At 38.6% G+C, this 18243-nt stretch carries 10 protein-coding genes; 5 read left to right on the top strand and 5 right to left on the bottom strand.

The window, feature by feature from the left end; translation table 11 throughout:
• Positions 1 to 380 precede the first annotated feature (380 nt).
• Positions 381 to 4331, bottom strand: a complete 3951-nt coding sequence (locus ACSQ6I_RS00200) for a glycerophosphodiester phosphodiesterase family protein (protein WP_438888213.1) — start codon at positions 4329 to 4331, stop codon at positions 381 to 383.
• 535 nt (positions 4332 to 4866) lie between these two features.
• Between ACSQ6I_RS00200 and ACSQ6I_RS00195 the strand changes: the two genes are divergently transcribed.
• Complete coding sequence (locus tag ACSQ6I_RS00195; RefSeq protein ID WP_438888202.1) at positions 4867 to 5082, top strand: hypothetical protein; 216 nt, start codon at positions 4867 to 4869, stop codon at positions 5080 to 5082.
• 72 nt (positions 5083 to 5154) lie between these two features.
• Here the strand turns inward: ACSQ6I_RS00195 and ACSQ6I_RS00190 are convergent, their stop codons facing one another.
• The gene (locus ACSQ6I_RS00190; protein WP_438888201.1) at positions 5155 to 6657 is read right to left on the bottom strand and encodes a phenylacetate--CoA ligase family protein; all 1503 of its coding nucleotides are present in this window, start codon (positions 6655 to 6657) and stop codon (positions 5155 to 5157) included.
• Between the two features lie 82 nt (positions 6658 to 6739).
• Between ACSQ6I_RS00190 and ACSQ6I_RS00185 the strand changes: the two genes are divergently transcribed.
• Together ACSQ6I_RS00185 and ACSQ6I_RS00180 are read left to right on the top strand one after the other, a co-directional pair.
• Positions 6740 to 7774, top strand: a complete 1035-nt coding sequence (locus tag ACSQ6I_RS00185; protein ID WP_438888199.1) for a WD40 repeat domain-containing protein — start codon at positions 6740 to 6742, stop codon at positions 7772 to 7774.
• A gap of 91 nt (positions 7775 to 7865) precedes the next feature.
• Positions 7866 to 8372 carry a DUF1993 domain-containing protein gene (locus ACSQ6I_RS00180; protein ID WP_438888197.1) on the top strand — a complete coding sequence of 169 codons (507 nt, stop codon included), beginning with the start codon at positions 7866 to 7868 and terminating at the stop codon, positions 8370 to 8372.
• Positions 8373 to 8678: 306 nt separating this feature from the next.
• Here the strand turns inward: ACSQ6I_RS00180 and ACSQ6I_RS00175 are convergent, their stop codons facing one another.
• On the bottom strand, positions 8679 to 11087 hold the full coding sequence (locus ACSQ6I_RS00175) for a beta strand repeat-containing protein (RefSeq protein ID WP_438888195.1): 2409 nt from the start codon (positions 11085 to 11087) through the stop codon (positions 8679 to 8681).
• 497 nt (positions 11088 to 11584) lie between these two features.
• Here ACSQ6I_RS00175 and ACSQ6I_RS00170 point away from each other — a divergent pair, with 497 nt between their 5' ends.
• Both ACSQ6I_RS00170 and ACSQ6I_RS00165 read left to right on the top strand, forming a co-directional pair.
• Positions 11585 to 13303, top strand: coding sequence for a protein kinase domain-containing protein (locus tag ACSQ6I_RS00170; protein ID WP_438888212.1), 1719 nt, complete (start codon positions 11585 to 11587; stop codon positions 13301 to 13303).
• Positions 13304 to 13406: 103 nt separating this feature from the next.
• A complete protein-coding gene (locus ACSQ6I_RS00165) occupies positions 13407 to 15563 on the top strand; it encodes a protein kinase domain-containing protein (protein WP_438888193.1) in 2157 nt (718 codons plus the stop codon).
• 461 nt (positions 15564 to 16024) lie between these two features.
• On the opposite strand, the gene ACSQ6I_RS00160 is transcribed toward ACSQ6I_RS00165, so the two are convergent.
• Together ACSQ6I_RS00160 and ACSQ6I_RS00155 are read right to left on the bottom strand one after the other, a co-directional pair.
• A complete protein-coding gene (locus ACSQ6I_RS00160; RefSeq protein WP_438888191.1) occupies positions 16025 to 16753 on the bottom strand; it encodes a hypothetical protein in 729 nt (242 codons plus the stop codon).
• Complete coding sequence (locus ACSQ6I_RS00155; RefSeq protein WP_438888189.1) at positions 16746 to 18233, bottom strand: AAA family ATPase; 1488 nt, start codon at positions 18231 to 18233, stop codon at positions 16746 to 16748. The genes ACSQ6I_RS00160 and ACSQ6I_RS00155 overlap by 8 nt, the downstream gene beginning before the upstream one ends.
• Positions 18234 to 18243 lie beyond the last annotated feature (10 nt).

Raw genomic sequence — 18243 nt, 5'->3', positions numbered from 1 at the left:
ATTTATTTTTTGGTGTTCCCTTAGTTAGTTTGTAGTCAGGACTTTAGTCTTCTGAAAATTTAGAGGAAAGGGTTAAAACCTTGGCTACAAACAAAAAGCTATCCCAATAAAATTAAGAAATAAATAACAAAAGGTTAAGAAGTGAGGTGTTACAGAATTTTGATATTGCATTTTAAAATGCTACTATTTAAATAGTGATTTTTTGCGTTTGTGAATCAAGTGTTTTCATAGCAATTCCATCCATTAAAAAACATAGGAGAGGAAAGAAAACCTTTCTCTCTCCCTTTACTTTAAGACTTACGCAAAAACTCTCCCAAACGCCTATTCCTCTGTGTCCTCTGCGTCCTCTGCGGTTCGTTTCTCCATAAAAGAGCCGCTTTTTACAAGAAGGCGAAATTAGCAGCAGTCAAGCTAGTGGTATTAATTCCATTGAGAACTGCAATAGTTGTACTACCCACAGCAATGCTGTTACCACTTAAGGTCAAGTCAGTGAAGTCAAAACCTGCACCTTGACCACCAATACCTAAAACATCAGTACCGATTTCAAAGTCAAGGACGGTGTTAGCGGCACTGGGTAGATCACCAGTGAGTATCCAGAATTTGTCAGCACCTGCACCACCAGAAAGCAAGTTACCACCACCTTCAACAACGTAGAACTGATCATCACCGTCACCACCTAAAGCACGACCATCTGCACCCAGGTAGAAGATATCATTGCCAGCACCACCAGAAAGACGGTAGCCTGTGGCTTCTGTAGCGTCGATTTCATCATTTCCACTACCACCAGAAGTGCGATCGCCATCAGCTACATAAATAGTATCAGCACCACTGCCTGTAAAGACGCGATTATCACCAGCTAGGATACCACCCAAGGGAACATCTACTTCATCGTTTCCAGCACCAGTGAAAACTATATCGCTGATACCATCAAAGTCAGTTCCAGCTATCAATATATCTGCACCGGGAGTTCCTGTAACTAAATCTTTTGCTGGTTCACCGACACCCGCAGCCAGGTTGAGGGTTTGATCTAATTTGAGGATGATGATTTCGTTATTGTCGATATCTGGACCACGACCGACAGAGAAAGGATAGTTGTTGTCATTGGCAACCAAAATGGTATTTGCGTCAATAACTAACACATTTTCAATGGTGACAAATGGGAAGTCAAATGTAGTTTGGCCATCTCCGTTGAGATCATTGGGGTCTTGGATATTCAGAAGATCCACTACTTCGACTTTTTCTACAAAGCCGTTGGCATCTTTTTTAGACAAATCAACTTTGTAGACTTTCTTGAATTCAGCAGAGTCACCTTGACCATTATCTCTCTCAACTATCAGATACTCATTGTTATTAATGACTGTGAAATCACCAATGGCATGGCTAGAGTTTTCCAACTTGTAGAAGCCTTGTAACCCTTGATATTGTTGAGAAGCGACATCAAATTTATAGATTCGCAGTGAACCGACAGGATCACCGAAAACAGTTCCTTCTAGTAAAGGATACAAAGTTTTTTGATCAGCACTAATTGCCAGTCCTTCAAACCCTTTGGAACCACCAAGATTAGAAACAACAATTTCACCTACAAATTGGTCACGCACCAAATCGCCTGTACTGGGGAAGTCGGTAAAATAACCATCAATTCCCAATTCGATGAACTGTTCATATTCAGCTTTCGGATCACCGTTGTAGTCTGATGCTAGAAAAAGTCCTTCATTACGGAAGGTGTAGGGATGGACAAGCAAACCTGCTTCATGGGCATCTTGAACTAAGGTTGTGGGAGTACCAAGAACTCTATCGGCTTCGTTAATTGTGCCATCACCATTGAGGTCATCTGGTTGACCATCACCATTGTTATCTACGGTGTTAGCAGGGATAATTAAACGTTTATTAGGGCCAATACCAGAGGCATATTCGACAATTTTAGCTAGTTCTGCTGGTGTGGTCAGATCGCCGTAGGTGCGAGAGTCTCCACTAACTACAAAATCATAGGGCTTTTGTGTGGCTCCCCCATATAATTGAATTAGCGGGATGTCAATATTCTTGGCAGGCATGATCACATCATGTAGTTCTTGAAGATTGCCTACTTCAAAAGATTGGATAAATACCCGCTTTGGATCTGTGAAGTTATTAGCAACTAAGGTGTCAACTAGCAACTGTCCTAAATTGGTGTTGATTTTGGTAGTCCCATCTAGGAGTGTACCTTCAGTTGCAAAGTAAGTGGGGTGTTTGGTTTCTGGATAAATACCAATTTTGCGACCTGTTTCTGTTTCTACCTGTTTGACTAAATCAATGATTTCTTGGAGAGTGGGAACTTCTAAGTTGTCATTGTCATATTCTGTTCCCCGCAGGTCTGGTAGACGTTCGATCGCTTTGAGGGTTTTAATTTCTGCTAGGGTCAGGTCTTCGGTAAACCAACCGGTAATGGTGCGACCATCAACAACTTTAGTGGTTTTACGGTCTGCAAATTCTGAACGGGTCGCAATATCTGTGCTGGTATCAGTGCGGTTAATTGTACCATCAGCATTGAGTATTGCTAAGGCGTTTTCGTGACGTGCTACTAAAATTCCATCTTTGGTGGCTACCAAATCAGGTTCAATAAAATCAGCCCCATCTGCGATCGCTAATTTGTAAGCTGCTAAGGTATGTTCAGGACGAGAACCACTTGCACCTCTGTGACCAATAACTAAAGGTGCATTACCATCTAGGGTGTTAAATTCGGTTTTAGCAAGTACATCGGGGTTTTGGGGCGATCGTACAAACTCTGCGGTAATTTGGTCGCGTACTAAGTCACCAGTGTCGGGAAAATCGGTAAAATAGCCATCAACACCCAAATTGATGAACTGCTTAAATTCTTCTTCTGGGTTGCCATTATAGTCTGAAGCCAAATAACGTCCTTCGTTGCGGAAGGTGTAGGGGTGTACCACCAAACCCGCATCATGGGCATCTTGGATTAAACTAGTAGGAGCAGTTAAAGTTTTATCAGCATCATTAACTGCACCATCACCATTCACATCATCTGCAACACCATCACCATTAGCATCCACACCCTTAACAGAAACAATCATTCGTTTCCAGGGGCCAATACCATCCGCATAGGTAGCAATTTCCTGCAAACCTGCAACTGTTCGCAAATCTGCATAGTCGCGGGTGTCACCACTAACCACAAAATCGTAGGGTTGAACTTCTTGCAGAGAACCATCAAGATTCACATCATAAGCATCCAACAACTGAACCAGAGGAATATCAGTTTTCCCATTTAGTTCTTTGAGGTTAGCAACTTCAAAAGATTGGATGAATATGCGATTAGGATCAGTGAAATTTGCTGCTTCTAAAGTTGCTAACAGCGGTTCTTCTAGAGACAATCCTAAATCATCGTGAAAAGTTGGATGTTTGGTTTCTGGATAGATGCCAATTTTGCGACCCGTATCTAATTCTACCTGTTTAACTAATTCAATGATTTCCGCAAAGGTAGGAATTTCATACAAATTATTAAACACTTGAGGGCGGAAGCTTTGGGGCATTTTTGCCCGCAGAGTTTTGATTTCTGCCAAAGTAAAATCAGAAGCAAAGTATGCCGTAACTTCGACACCATCCAGCATTTTGGTAGATTTGCGATCTGCACCAAAAACTTCTGCTACATTGGTAGTATCATCCAGCATTGGTTCGTGACGGGCAATCAGCACACCATCTTTAGTAGAAACCAAATCTGGTTCAATGAAATCTGCACCTCGTTCAATTGCTAACTTATAAGATCCTAGAGTATGTTCTGGTAATTCACCACTTGCACCCCGATGTCCAATAACAATTGGCGCTTCCCCATTTAAGGTATTTAGTGTAACGGTATTAGGTGTAGAAATAGGTGCATCTAACAATTTGCCATTGGCATCAAAATGTAACAGATAAGGTCCAAATTCTTCACCAATCCAGATTGAACCATCTTTAGCAATTACAAATGATTCAATGTCAAAATCTGCACCAGTTAATAATCTAGCGCTAGTTCCTTCATTGACAATTGTGAAAGGAATCTTGTTATCAGGATCAGCAAGTTGAATAAAATCTAAAGTATTAACAGTGCCATCACCATTTTCTACTCCCTTAAAGTTGGGGTCTACCCGATGGATACGCAGTAAATAATCTGCACTATTATTTTTTGCACCGTAACCATTATCTGACAAAAAATAGAAACTATTATCGTCCGCAAATTGTACACCGCTGAAACCTTGGATTGGTTGTCCTGGAAAAGGTCCAGTTCTACCATTGCCAGAAATACCATTTCCTGATGCGGGCCCTTCAGCAAAGGTATCAGCAGGGAGAGAAGCAAAACCTATCAACTCAACTTGGGAAACCATATATTTAGTATCTCTACTTTTTGATTTTCGCTTTTCAGGCAATATTGAATTTCTTTTGACTCATTGCAATCGAGTACTCCCCTCAGTTCAAAAAGAGGAGTTTATAGAAATGAAATTTTTAATTCAATTTGCTCGAAATGAGTATGGTAAAATCCTCACCTCACCAGCAATAATTTCATGAAAAGATTAAGATAATACTAAGTTAGGTAAAACACAAGATTAAGATAATACTAAGAATTTATGAGTCAAAATAATTGTTAAATCAGGAATCAACGCTTTCAAGTTTATTCTGAAACCCTCACAAATAATGTTTATAATCTTCAGCTTTTTGCCAGCAATAACAAGGCATCTAGCAGAAATTTACAACTCCGATCAGCATGAGGAGATTTTATGATAAAAATCTTTTTATTCACGAATAATTTTTGGTGATAATATCTATTTAAAGCTTGATTGGAATCTCCGCTTCGTCAACTTCCTACGCTCGTAGAAATAATTACTGACTCTTCAAAATATACCTATGAAACGTATTGCATCTGTTGTTCTCGCTACCTTGATAGCGTCTATGTCAGTGTTGGGTATTGTGGAAGATGCTTCTGCACATAATAGTTATCGTCGTCACACACATACGCAAGTCAGACGTTATCGGACTTGTACTGGCAGAAATCGTTACAGATATTATCATGGCAGGTATTACAGATGTCGTTACTATAGAAACAATAGACGACATCATTAGACCTTTTGCAAAATAAATCATACTCTAGAGACGTTGTTATTCAACGTCTTTAGTGATGATGCACCCTAAATCCTATTTTCGTGTATATCTATGTTTGACACCCACAGGGAAATACTCAATATCACCAGTAGGTTTTAATTCTACTTGTGGTGTTTGATATTCTGGGGGAACATAATTCGCAAATTCACTATTTAAACGTAAGAGTTGAGAAAGAATGGAAGCAGTGATAGTATTACTTTTTTCTTCACTACTTTCTACACCCGATGCTAATTCCACAACTACAGATAAAAAGCGATTTTTGTCTGAGTCTTCTTTTACCTGTAAAACAAATTTACCTGTTACCCATTCTCTAATTATTGGTTGTTCTAAACCGACTGTCACATTTTCTGGGTAAATATTTGCACCAAAATAAGAAACTGTAAAATTAGAACGTCCAAAAACGTAAACAAACGGTAATTGATGAATTCCTCGATTTTGCTGTAATTCTGCAAGGGGGTTAAAATCCCATTTCGCTAAAAATTTTAGCATCTCTTCATAACTGATTAAACCACCTTGGTCTAAGATATTATATCTAATTAAAGGAATGCCATTTTTACCAGAAAATAGCAAATTCCCATTTTCAACTTCAAAGAAGCGACTACAAGGATCATATTGTACTAATGTCGGTAAACGAGATTCACCAAATAATGCTTTAGCTGCTTGAGGATTTGCTGCTAAAAACCGCCGAATGCAAATACTTAAAGGTGTTTCGTTACCTAAAACTCCTGCGTCTGCTGTTCCATACATGGAAGCAAAATCATAACAGGGATTTTGAGAATTTACTCTTTCACCAACTAGGTTACGCCATTCTTCACTAAATACTTCTCCAGCCATCACTAGTTTAATTTGATATTGCCCCCACTGCACATTATTGGCAATACCACTATCAATTACATCTTTAAGAAATGGTGGATATCCTAATAAGACAACTTGTTCAAAGTTATTACCAAGTTCCTGGACAATTCGCAATATTTCGGTTTTGTTGTTGCCTGGTGTAATGACTGTGATAGGATAACCTTTACAAGCAAGATATCGGCAGCAATTGGTGGTGAACATTCCCCCCACCCATGTTCCCAAGGTGAAACAAATTACAGCTAATGTCTGTTTATTATCTGCATGAAAACTATCGTGAAATATCTGTTCAAATCTTGTGGCTATTTCTAGTTCATCGGTAAGGAAGCGCGGCCAAAATGTAGGTTTACCTGTTGAGCCAGAGGAAGCTGCGATCATATCACAGCTTCCTAATTTTCCATTATTACACAATTGGGGCAAAGGATAACGAGAAATATAATTTTCTTTATTAATTTTTGGTAATTTCTGGAAATCTTCTAATGTTTGAATATCTCTAGGGTTGATGCCTTGTTCTGTTAAAAAAGCCTGGTAAGCGGGTACACTGGCAGCGACATCTTGAAATAATGTCAAAGCTATTTCTTGAGAGTCAATGTTAAGATGCTGTTCTAGTTTCTCTGCTAAGGGAGTCGATATAAAACTTTCTAATCCCAGAATTGCCCTTTGCGGTGGTGTTTGGGGTTTCATAAGGCTTGTGCGTGGAAAAAATCTGGTCGCTCTTTCTCAGTATTTTATCTATAAATGCAATTTTTTAGCGTGCTATTCACCTATGAATCTAATCTCCTGGAGAATTTTGACAGCAGCCACTTTCAGCCTGACTATTCCTTGCCTTCCCTCCAACTCATTGATGCCTACGACTCCTCGTTCAACAACTCACTTGAGCCAAAGTAGTCAACCAATTTTTACATTAAAAGAGTCGGAAAGAGTTCCAGCAATTATGATTAGCTCTGATGGCAAAAAATTAATTGGTGGTAGCCGGTCAGGAAGCATCAAAATTTGGAACTTGCAAACTGGTAAACTTCTGAATACTCTGACAGAAAAATCAGAAGGAATTACCTCCATTGCTATGGGTGCAGCAAACAGTCAGATTCTCGTCAGTGGAGATATTGATCATACCGTCAAGGTTTGGAATCTGTCTACAAAAAAACTACTTTTAACTATCGGGGGACATTCACTGCCAGTAGAAACAGTCGCTATCAGTGCTGATGGCAAAACACTTGTCAGTGGTAGTGATGACCGTCAAATCCAGGTTTGGAATTTACAAACCGGAATACTACTCCATACTCTTGTAGGACATTCAGATTATATTAGTCGTGTTGCCATTAGTCCCAATGGTCAAATTCTTGTCAGTGGTAGTGGTGGAGCAGCCACAGAAGAGATTAAACTGTGGAATCTGCATACTGGAAAACTCTTGCACAGTATGAATCATCCACCGGGTATTGGTGCATTGGCTATCAGTTTAGATAACAAAATTTTGATTAGTGGGAGTTTTGGTCAGCTTGTGGATAAAGATAGTGCCATCAACACTATCAAGCTTTGGGAATTGAGTACAGGTAAATTGTTGCGCGATTTCAGTCAGAATACAGATTCGATTAATTCAATTATCCTGACTCCAGATGGAAAAACCATGATTACCGGCAATTTTAATGGCAAAATAAAATTCTGGAATTGGCGAACTGGGGAACTAATTTCTACTATCAGAGGTGATTCAACTCCGGTAGAGGCAATTGCTATCAGTCCTGATCAAAAAATTCTAGCTAGTAGTAGCGAGGATGGGACAATTAGAATTTGGAAACTCCCATAATAAATATTAGCTTTTTACCTACTCTTAATTAATCCTTTAAGATTAGATGGGACATATCGAACTTGTTTGAACTCTTTCTGGAGAAATATCAATGACCATTTCCATGTACAAAGCTTCAATACCCGTATCTATTCACTCACTGAATAACCTGATAGGTATTCTTGAAAAAGGTGCTAAATATGCAGAAACCAAAAAAATAGATCCTGCTGTTTTGATTAATAGTCGTCTATATCCAGATATGTTTCCATTATCAAAACAAGTACAAATTGCCACCGATATAGTAAACAGAGGTCTTGCCAGACTAGCAGGAACAGAAGCACCTAAATTTGAGGATACTGAAACTACATTCCCTCAACTGATTGACCGTGTTCAGAAAACTATCTCTCATTTAAATACATTTAAACCTGAGCAAATCGACGGTTCAGAGGAGAAAGCAATTACCCTAGAGGTGGGTGGTAACACTCTTTCTTTTCAAGGAATGCCATATCTCCTGTATTTTATTTTACCAAACCTTTATTTCCATGTCACAACAACGTATAACATTCTCAGACACTGCGGTGTAGAAATTGGCAAAAGAGACTTCCTTGGTGAGCCATAGAAAGTTTCAATAGGCTTCATAGCAGTAGGGAAGAGATTTGGTTTCTCATCTGTTAATGTTTTTAGTCCTTGGGATTAATATTTGACAGGATGCTTAGGATGTTTATTATTCGAGAAGCTGTTGGGTTTCATACTTCAACTCAACCTACAGCGAGCGATCGCACTAAGGCTGTAACCCTTGCTGGATAAGCATTTTGTTAATCAATATTTTGAGCAATTCTCAATGTAGCAATTGAAGCCTATTTTGGCACAAGAAAAATATCCCCAGCTTTTTTGATAAGCTGGGGAACTATGGGTATCTACAAAGTTAACTAAACAAGAAATTGCCACCAAACAGATTAACATTCACATCACCAGAAGTAAAACCAGATGTACCGGATAATGTTACCAATAACAGACCTGTACCAAAACCTGTATTACCAACAATGCCATCACCCAGTTGCAGTTTGGTAGAAGTACCTGATGTCACTACATCAATATTAGCAATGTTGGAGAAATTGAGTTTATCACCACCCGCACCCCGGACAAACTGATAAATTGTATCCATACCATCATTCAAAACATAGTTAACGATATCCACTGCATTATCGTTTAAACCTAAATACAATTTATCGTTACCCGACCCACCAATTAAGGTATCTGCACCTGCATTACCTGTGAGAATATCATTACCCGCACCACCTGTAAGAAGGTTATCTGCTGTATTGCCTGTAATGTTATTATTCAAACCATTACCTGTACCGTTAATTGCAGTTGTTCCTTGTAAAGTCAGGTTTTCTAGGTTATCCCCCAATGTGTAATTGATAGTGCTGAAAACCTTGTCTGTTCCTTGGTTCAATAATTCTGTAATGCTATCTCCGGCATTATCCACATAATATGAATCGTTACCAAGTCCACCAATTAGAGTATCCGCACCAGCACCACCATTGAGAACATTATTACCAATATTGCCAATGATGATATTATTGAGTTTATTTCCTGTACCGTTGACGTTGGCTATACCGATGAGGGTTAAATTTTCTAAGTTGGTTTTTAATGTCCAAGTGATAGAGGATTCAACAGTATCAATTCCCGAATTAAGACTTTCACCAATGATATCGCCAATATTGTCTACTACAAAGGTATCATTGCCGGCTCCACCAATTAAGAAATCTGCACCAGTTCCCCCGTTCAAATAGTCATTTCCATCTCCACCACCTAAATCATCATTTCCCGCACCTGCTTTAATCCAATCATTACCAGCAGTGCCAATAAAGTTGATTGTACCAACAAAGCTGTTTAAATCAAAGCGTTCAAATCCGAGTACCGTTGTTCCAGGAATATCTAATTGATTGGTGGTGTTATTGACATCAATGGCAATGCTGTCATTAACTGTTCCCCCGGTAATAATTAAAGTATCTGTGCCAAAACCACCGTTAATTGTGTCATCTTGTTGTAAATTAGCAAAAGTGCTGGTAATTATGTCGTCTCCACCTTGCACGTCAATAATATCTTGTTGCGGTGTGGTAGTTAAGGTGTCGTTAACATTTTCAGCAACATCAATTAACTTGGTGATAAAGGCATCCATTCCACCACTATTCGTCTGTCCACCCAGGTTTCCACCAGTAAAACCACTGACATATATAGCACCGTCGCTGCCTGTGGTTAGGGCATTAGCATAGTCGTAATCGCTGGTTCCCAAGAGCTTAGTCCAGGCTTTGGTACCATCAGGATTGTATTTGGTGATAAAGGCATCAGCCTCACCAGTACCGCTATAGGTCTGTCCATCCAGGTTGCTAGTAGTAATACCACTGACATAGATAGCACCGTCGCTGCCCGTGGTCAGGGCATTGGCTTCCTCGTAACCGCTGGTTCCCAACAACTGAGTCCAGGCTTTGCTGCCATCGGTATTGTACTTGGTGATAAAGGCATCATAGCCACCGCTATTGGTTTGTCCATCCAGGTTGCCATTAGTAAAACCACTGACATAGATAGCACCGTCGCTGCCTGTTGTCAGGGCTTTGGCAATGTCGTAACCACTGCTTCCCAACAACTGAGTCCAGGCTTTACTGCCATCGGTATTGTACTTGGTGATAAAGCCATCATAACCACCGCTATTGGTCTGTCCATCCAGGTTGCTATTAGTAATGCCACTGACATAGATAGCACCGTCGCTGCCTGTGGTCAGGGCAAAGGCAATGTCGTAACCACTGCTTCCCAACAACTGAGTCCAGGCTTGGCTGCCATCGGTATTGTACTTCGTGATAAAGCCATCCCAGCCATAGCTATTCGTACTTCCACTGACATAGATAGCACCGTCGCTGCCTGTGGTCATGGCTGTGGGTTCGTTGTAGCCGGTTCCGAAGAGCTTAGTCCAGGCTTTGCTGCCATCGGTATTGTACTTGGTTATAAAGCCATCCATTCCACCGCTATTCGTCTGTCCATCCAGGTTGCCTTCAGTATTTCCACTAACATAGATAGCACCGTCGCTGCCTGTGGTTAGGGCATAGGCAATGTCCTGACCACTGGTTCCCAAGAGCTGAGTCCAGGCTTTGCTGCCGTCGGTATTGTACTTGGTTATAAAGCCATCATAAGTACCGCTATTGGTCAGTCCATCCAGGTTGCCATAAGTATAACCACTGATATAGATAGCACCGTCGCTGCCTGTGGTTAGGGCATAGGCTTTTTCCTCACTGCTGGTTCCCAAAAGCTTTGTCCAAGAGATAGTAGGGTTCATAATTTCGGTGTGTGAATAAGGTTATGGGTATTGTGTAAATTAAACTTTAGGCTGAAGATAAAATGCGATCGCTTCGCTCTCTTTGAGACGCTCCGCATAGCTTGCTTCCCCGGAGAGGTACGCCGTAGGTATGGCATACCGCCCTGCCGTAGCCTTTGCACAAAACTAGACCTCAGTATATATCTGTAAAGCAGTATTTTTACTGAATTAAACATAATTTAATGTTTGTCAATCTTTAGTGGACTGGCTCTCTAGGAAACGAGATTTCCAATAGTTTTTGTAAAATTATCGAAGTATTTAAACGGCTTTGAATATTTCTACAACAAATCTGCGTAAATTGCTTTTTACCTGTTGTAGCCATCAATGAATATCTGGAAATATTGACTTGCTGGGAAAGAGGAAAGGTAGAAATTTCAGCCTTGTCTATGTCATATTGTTTCCAGGTGATACAATCTAAAATCCCAAATCTAAAATTGGTTAATTCATCCTCCCGTACCATGCTGGTATATTGTAGTAAAAAACACGCAAATAATGATAGTCACAGTTTTTGTACTAACTGTGGGGAAGCATTACCTTTAACAGTAGGACAGGTGATAGATAATCGCTATGAAATTGCGCGTATATTGGGACAAGGTGGTTTTGGCAGAAGCTATTTGGCGATTGATAGGCAAAAATCGCGCCAAACGTGTGTTTTAAAGGAATTTGCACCCCAAATTGTGAAACCGCAGGATTTACAAAAAGCCAAAGAACTATTTGAACGGGAAGCAAGTGTCCTCAAAAAAATCCAACATCCCCAAATACCGCGTTTTCACGCTTCGTTACAAGCAAAGATTGGCACTAAGGATTTTTTCTTTTTAGTCCAAGATTATGTTGAGGGTGCAAATTATTACCAATTATTTGAACATCGTCAAAGTCAGGGAAAATCTTTTAGTGAGGAGGAAGTTGTTAACCTCCTGCACAATATTCTCCCTGTGCTGACTTATATTCATTCTCTAGATATTGTTCACCGGGATATCTCACCAGATAATTTAATTTTACGCCAAAGTGATAATTTACCCGTTTTGATTGATTTTGGTGGGGTGAAACAATTACCAGCTTCTCAGGGTTTTTGGCAGACTCAGTTGGGAGGTAATGGGACTTTGTTGGGTAAAAAAGGTTACGCACCTGAAGAACAGTTAATTCAAGGCAAGGTATTTAGGAGTAGTGATTTATACTCTTTAGCAGTGACGGCTTTGGTGTTAATTACTGGGAAGGAACCGCAATCACTTTACGATAGCTATAACGGGAATTGGTATTGGGGAAAGGAAATTAAGGTAAGTCCCAAATTAGAAGCTGTCTTAAAAAAGATGTTGGCATATAAGCCGAGCGATCGCTATCAAAAAGCTGAACAAGTTCTCAAAGACTTACCTGCATCATCTTTTATCCAAACAGCAAATACCATTCCACCGACTGTTAATAGCCAAAATGTCTACATGACTAAATTGAAAACAATGGTAGCTGCACCAGGTATAAAAAGTGTTAGAGCTATCGGCAGTAAATTTCATAGTCGGACTCAACTTGCTGTTCAACAGATACCCATGCCAGTATGGCTGCGTCCTTTTGCTGTCAGCTTTTTGGGAACCAGTGCCATTGTTTTAACTGGTGCGGGGGTTTTTGCAGCAGGAAATTTTGTCTATCGTTCAGTCACATCTATTACAGTTCCGACAATTTCACTTCCACAAATACCCTTAGGAGGAAAACCAAACACTCAACCCGTTAGTGATAAACAAACAACTCCCAGTCTGGAAAAAATTTCTAATCGTCGTCAACAGCTAGAAATTCCTTCAGGATTTTTTACACGAACTGTAGACGAGATATTTTATACTAGCAAACCAGAATTAAGAGGACGTACCCTCACCGACAAACCAGAAGATGCAGCATTACGTGAACAATGGTATGGCGTTGCGGAGGAATTGTTGAATAAAATAGAACGTGCAAATCTCAGTGTTTCAGCCCGCAGGAAACTGGGAAGTTATACTAGACAAGATTACGAAACTTGGGGGCAACTAGCACAGTCAGGTAAATTGGGTAAATATAAAACTATTGAACAACTGAGATCAGATACATATCAAAAATTTGACCCGTTGTTTCCTGGTCAAGTGCGTGGGAAACTAAATCAGCAAACCTTTTTACAAATTTGGTATGCGATCGCATCTGATAAAGTAGGGAACAGGTGATTAGGGACTGGGGACTGGGTAATGAGTAATAACCTGTTTTCTCAATTACGAATTACGTTCGCGCAGCGTTTCCGAAGGAAATATTACGAATTACGAATTACCAATGACTAATATTTATTGTTCTCAAGGTCATCAAAATCCGTCGGGTAGTAAGTTTTGTCTCCAATGTGGGGAGAAAATGTCGGAGATCCCTACAACTTCTGGTAGCAATGGTATTCAAGCAGGACAAACTTTAGGCGATCGCTATGTCATTGTACGTCAACTCGGACAAGGAGGGTTTGGACGTACTTATTTAGCTGAAGATATCAACCGCTTTCGGGAACCTTGCGTTTTAAAAGAATTCTCTCCCCAAGTTCAAACTCCCTACGTTGTCCAAAAGGCAGCAGAACTCTTTCAGAGAGAGGCAAGTGTTCTTTATAACCTACAGCATCCCCAAATTCCCCGCTTCCGGGAACTGTTACGCATCAACTTAGTAGGGAAAGAATACCTGTTTTTGGTGCAAGATCATGTAGATGGCGACACTTATAATACTTTATTAAATAACCGCAAACAGCAAGGTTTACGATTTACAGAAACAGAAGTACGTCAGCTATTACAGCAACTTCTACCAGTACTGGAATACATCCACTCTGTCGGTGTCATTCATCGTGATATTTCTCCTGATAACTTAATGCTTCGCACTGTTGATCAATTACCCGTATTAATTGATTTTGGTGGTGTCAAACAAGTAGCCGCAACGGTCGCTTCTCAATATTACCAAAGCGGTGCTATGACATCTCCCCCAGCAGCAACCTTATTAGGGAAAATAGGATTTGCACCCCCAGAACAAATGCAAACCGGTGTGGTGTCTCCCCACAGTGACTTATATGCTTTAGCTGTCACGGTGTTAGTTTTACTGACAGGTAAACAACCCCAAGAATTAATTGATAATTATGATTTTAGTTGGCAATGGCGACGAGAAGTAAGCCTCAGTCCCATGCTAGGACAGATACTAGATAAAATGTTATCGTCAAACGTGAGCGATCGCTATCAAACAGCCCGTCAAGTTTTAGACGCACTCAACCCCCAACCAACAAACTATCCCCCCACAGAACTACCACATCATACCAACCCACCAGTTCCTGCTTACGTTCCCACCTCTGCAACTGTCGCTGTATCGTCTCCCTCTTCCCCCAAAAACCCAGTACCTCAACCTGTCAATACACCCATTCCTCAACCCCCAAGCGTTTGGACTCCAACAAACATCTTCATCGTTACCTTAGCTTTATCAGCCAGTATCGGTCTACTGTGGTGGGGAATCAATAACCGGACAAGGAATCTAGCAGGAAGCGACCCTTTAATTACATCTAGTCCTACCCCTAGCGAAAGTCCAACCCCAGAACCTTCAGATAATTATTCTCCAGCGGAAAAAGCACGCAAACAAAAATTAAATAATCTCCGGGAACAGTTAGATATAAATAATGGCTTTTATGTAAGTTTAATTAATCAAGTTTTTTGGGAAAAGAACCCCAGCTTAAAAGGGCGTACCCTGAGCGATAGTCCAGAAGATGAAAGTTTGCGCTCAGAATGGGATAAAACCGCCGCAGAAGTCCTAGAAAAGCTCTCAGGACTCACTTCTAACGCTCGTCGTCAGCTAGGAAATTACACTCCTTCAGAACGCGATCGCTGGAAAGTCGAAGTTAATAAAGTCAACGTTGGTAGTCGTTCTTTATATGATTTAGGTGATGCCGCTTTTTTAAATAAATTTCCTGAACAGAAGGGTAAAGATTTTCTCAAACAACCCATTGGCCAAGTTTGGTATGGTTTTGTCAATGATCAACTTAATGCTATCCTCTCAAATAGCGCACTTCAAAGAATAGTTTTTCCTGAAGGTGGTATCAGTAAAACAGTTAGCGGAACTCTGCAACCTGGTAGGGGTAAAGTATTTATCGCTGGACTGGCTAAAGAACAAAATATGGAAGTTGAACTAGAAGCAAATTCCCAAATTTTGCTATCAATTTATTCTCCTTCTGGGAAAGTGACATTTTTAGAAGATTCTCAACAACGTACAGTTTCTAAAACATTACCAGAAACAGGATTTTATGAATTTGTAGTTGTTTCCACAGCCACGAAACCATTAGATTATCAACTGACTCTGACAGCAGAAACTCCGACACCACCAGAACCAACTGCAACTCCCACCGAAACTCCGACAGCAAACCCAACCGAAACCCCAACAGCAACTCCCACCGAAACTCCAACCGAAGCCCCGAAAAACTAAACCGATCTTCCGCACCCTCAACTGTCACAATCGGTTTTTACTGTTTTTTATGATGATATAAAGCCGTATTATATACCAAGCCTCAAAGAATTAACGGATGCATGATGCTGGGAAAGCATAATTTGTATCCGAAAAACAAGAGAAAATCAAGTGATAATACTATGTGACACCCCAGGGTGCGGAATGTGGGCTAAAAGTAGAACTAAAGCGTGTCACACTTGATTAGGGATTACGCAATTGTCACATTGAATATCTTTTGTAGGTGCGTCAGATATCAAAAATCCGTTGACAATAACCAATTTAGAAGTTTGACGCATTGCAATACTTGTTGTATTTGAAAGTGACTACATCAAAGGCAGATATGGTGCTATTCCTTTTATCGGTAATTTAAGTCAAATCCTCGGTGAATCTAATGCCTAAAAAAATTTCAAGTAGAGTGTCATTGCGTGGTTATTCTGAAATTATTGATATAACAAGTCTTTTAAATTTCTCCTTATTTCTGTTTCTAAATCATTATCTTGATGACAAAAACACTGAACTTTGATTTTATCTTGATCTGTTAAAATTGTCTGACAAGTTAATATACCTGATTTATTATAATTATTTAAAATTAGATATAATTGGCTATCCCTATGTGCTTCAAACTTCCTTTTTTCAGAGAATGTTTTATAAAATAAAATTCCTTTAAAATCTACATATATTTCTTCTTCATTATAACCTTGCTTGAGATTTAAGTGATTATTGAGAACGAGTAACATACATACTCTCGACATTGCAGAACTAAACTTTTCTTCAATTTTCTCTAATTCTTTGTTGTCTATGCTAGATTTTAACTCAATTAAAATAATATTTAATCTATAACTACTTTCATACTTTTGTAAAACTAAAATAGCGCATTCCGTAGTTTTGCTGCTAGTTGAGATACCGCGTATATCTTTTTCTAAGTTAATTTTCCAAATTCTTTCTACTTGGGACTTCTCATCAACATAGTTTAATTCCTGAATAGATACCTTTTTCAATTTTGCATTAGCATTTTTTTCAGTAATTTCAATTATTTCATCTTCAGTCACAGGAATTTCAAGAATAAATTCTTGTTGAGATAAAGCTTTGTGCAATTCATCCCTGAGTAAAGGAACATTTTTATTGTTGGGATTATTTAAAAAATACTTATTTTTCTGGCTTTTACTCATCTTCAACCTTATCTTCCTGACGGTAAATATAATCTGTCAGAATGCGAAGCGATTTATCTAAATTATTTTCAACTTCTCTAAAGTTTCTAAAATAGATACCATAATCACTGCTTTCATAGTCGATAATTTTATCACCTGTGAAGAAATAAACACCCACCTTTTCCTTTGCTATAGATACAGATGAATCAACATATTTTAATTGATTATCTTCAATAATTTTTTCCACCTCAACACCATACTGATTTTTCAGAACATCCAAATATATATTATTATTAATAGCATTGGCTAAAATTGAACTATGGGTTGTGATTAATACTTTATTTCCTGTTTGACTTTGAATAAACTGGATTAATATATTTAAGAGTTTAATCTGATTTTCTGGATGTAAATTTACTTCTGGTTCATCTATCATTAAAAAATTGTCTTTTTCTGATGCCCAATATTTTAAATATAAATAAATAAGTGTTAATTGATTAACAGATGAAGAAGCTAAATACATCGGCAAAGGTTCATCAATTGAATTAATTTGAAAATAAAATTCTATAGGACTAATTCCTTTTAAACTAATAGGTTTTATTTGCCCTCCAATAATTTTTTGTAACTGTTGAACAAGATTGATATAATGTCCTTGAATGCTTTCTTCAAGATTAAGAGAAAAAAGTTTTTCAAAAACCTGATTCATGGGTTCTGTATATTTTCTTTTAAAAACATCTAATTCTTCAAAATCGTCTAATTTAATCTTACCTTTTTTACGAGGATTTTCCAATAAATCTACAAGTTTTTTGATATCTTGTTCACGTTGCTTTCTATCAACTTCATAAATATAACGATAGAATGTAGGAAAGAAAATTCGACTAGCAGGTAAGAAAAAAGTCTCATGCTGATGTTTCAACATTGTTCTAATTATTGTCGAAATTAGGAGAAATTTTTTTTCATCCTTTAAATCTCTGTCTAAATATTTTTTAGGAATTATTTCTTTAATACTTTCTGGTAATTGTTTTTCTTCAAATCTATATATTAAATTACCTTGATCTTTCTTAACTTCTATATACTCTAATGTATCCTCTTCATCATGTCCTATTTTGACAACTACTTTAACTGGTTGCTCCTTTAATTCAGATATTTCATAAACAAAATTAATCTCAACATTATTTAATATTTTTGACTGCTTACCTGTATTAAATATCTCTTTTTTTGTTTCTTTTTGCAAAAACAAACTATATCTATCCAAAATTTGTCCCAGCAATTCGGAATTCACTTCTACACAGTTGACATTTTTAATAAATTGATTATCAATAATATCTAAATTATTACGTGCAAATTTATGAATTATATCTTGATTGAAAATTGCCCATAATAATTGAGCGACATAGCTTTTACCACTGTTATTGCGTCCAACAAACACAAAAAAATCTTTGGATAAGTCAATTGCTTGAGTATTATTTTTAATAGGTCCCAAATTTTTGATTATCAATTTCATATAAATTCGC

The sequence above is a fragment of the Anabaena sp. WFMT genome (assembly GCF_051781005.1).
Classification (GTDB): domain Bacteria; phylum Cyanobacteriota; class Cyanobacteriia; order Cyanobacteriales; family Nostocaceae; genus Anabaena.
This window is presented reverse-complemented; position numbering and strand designations above follow the sequence as displayed.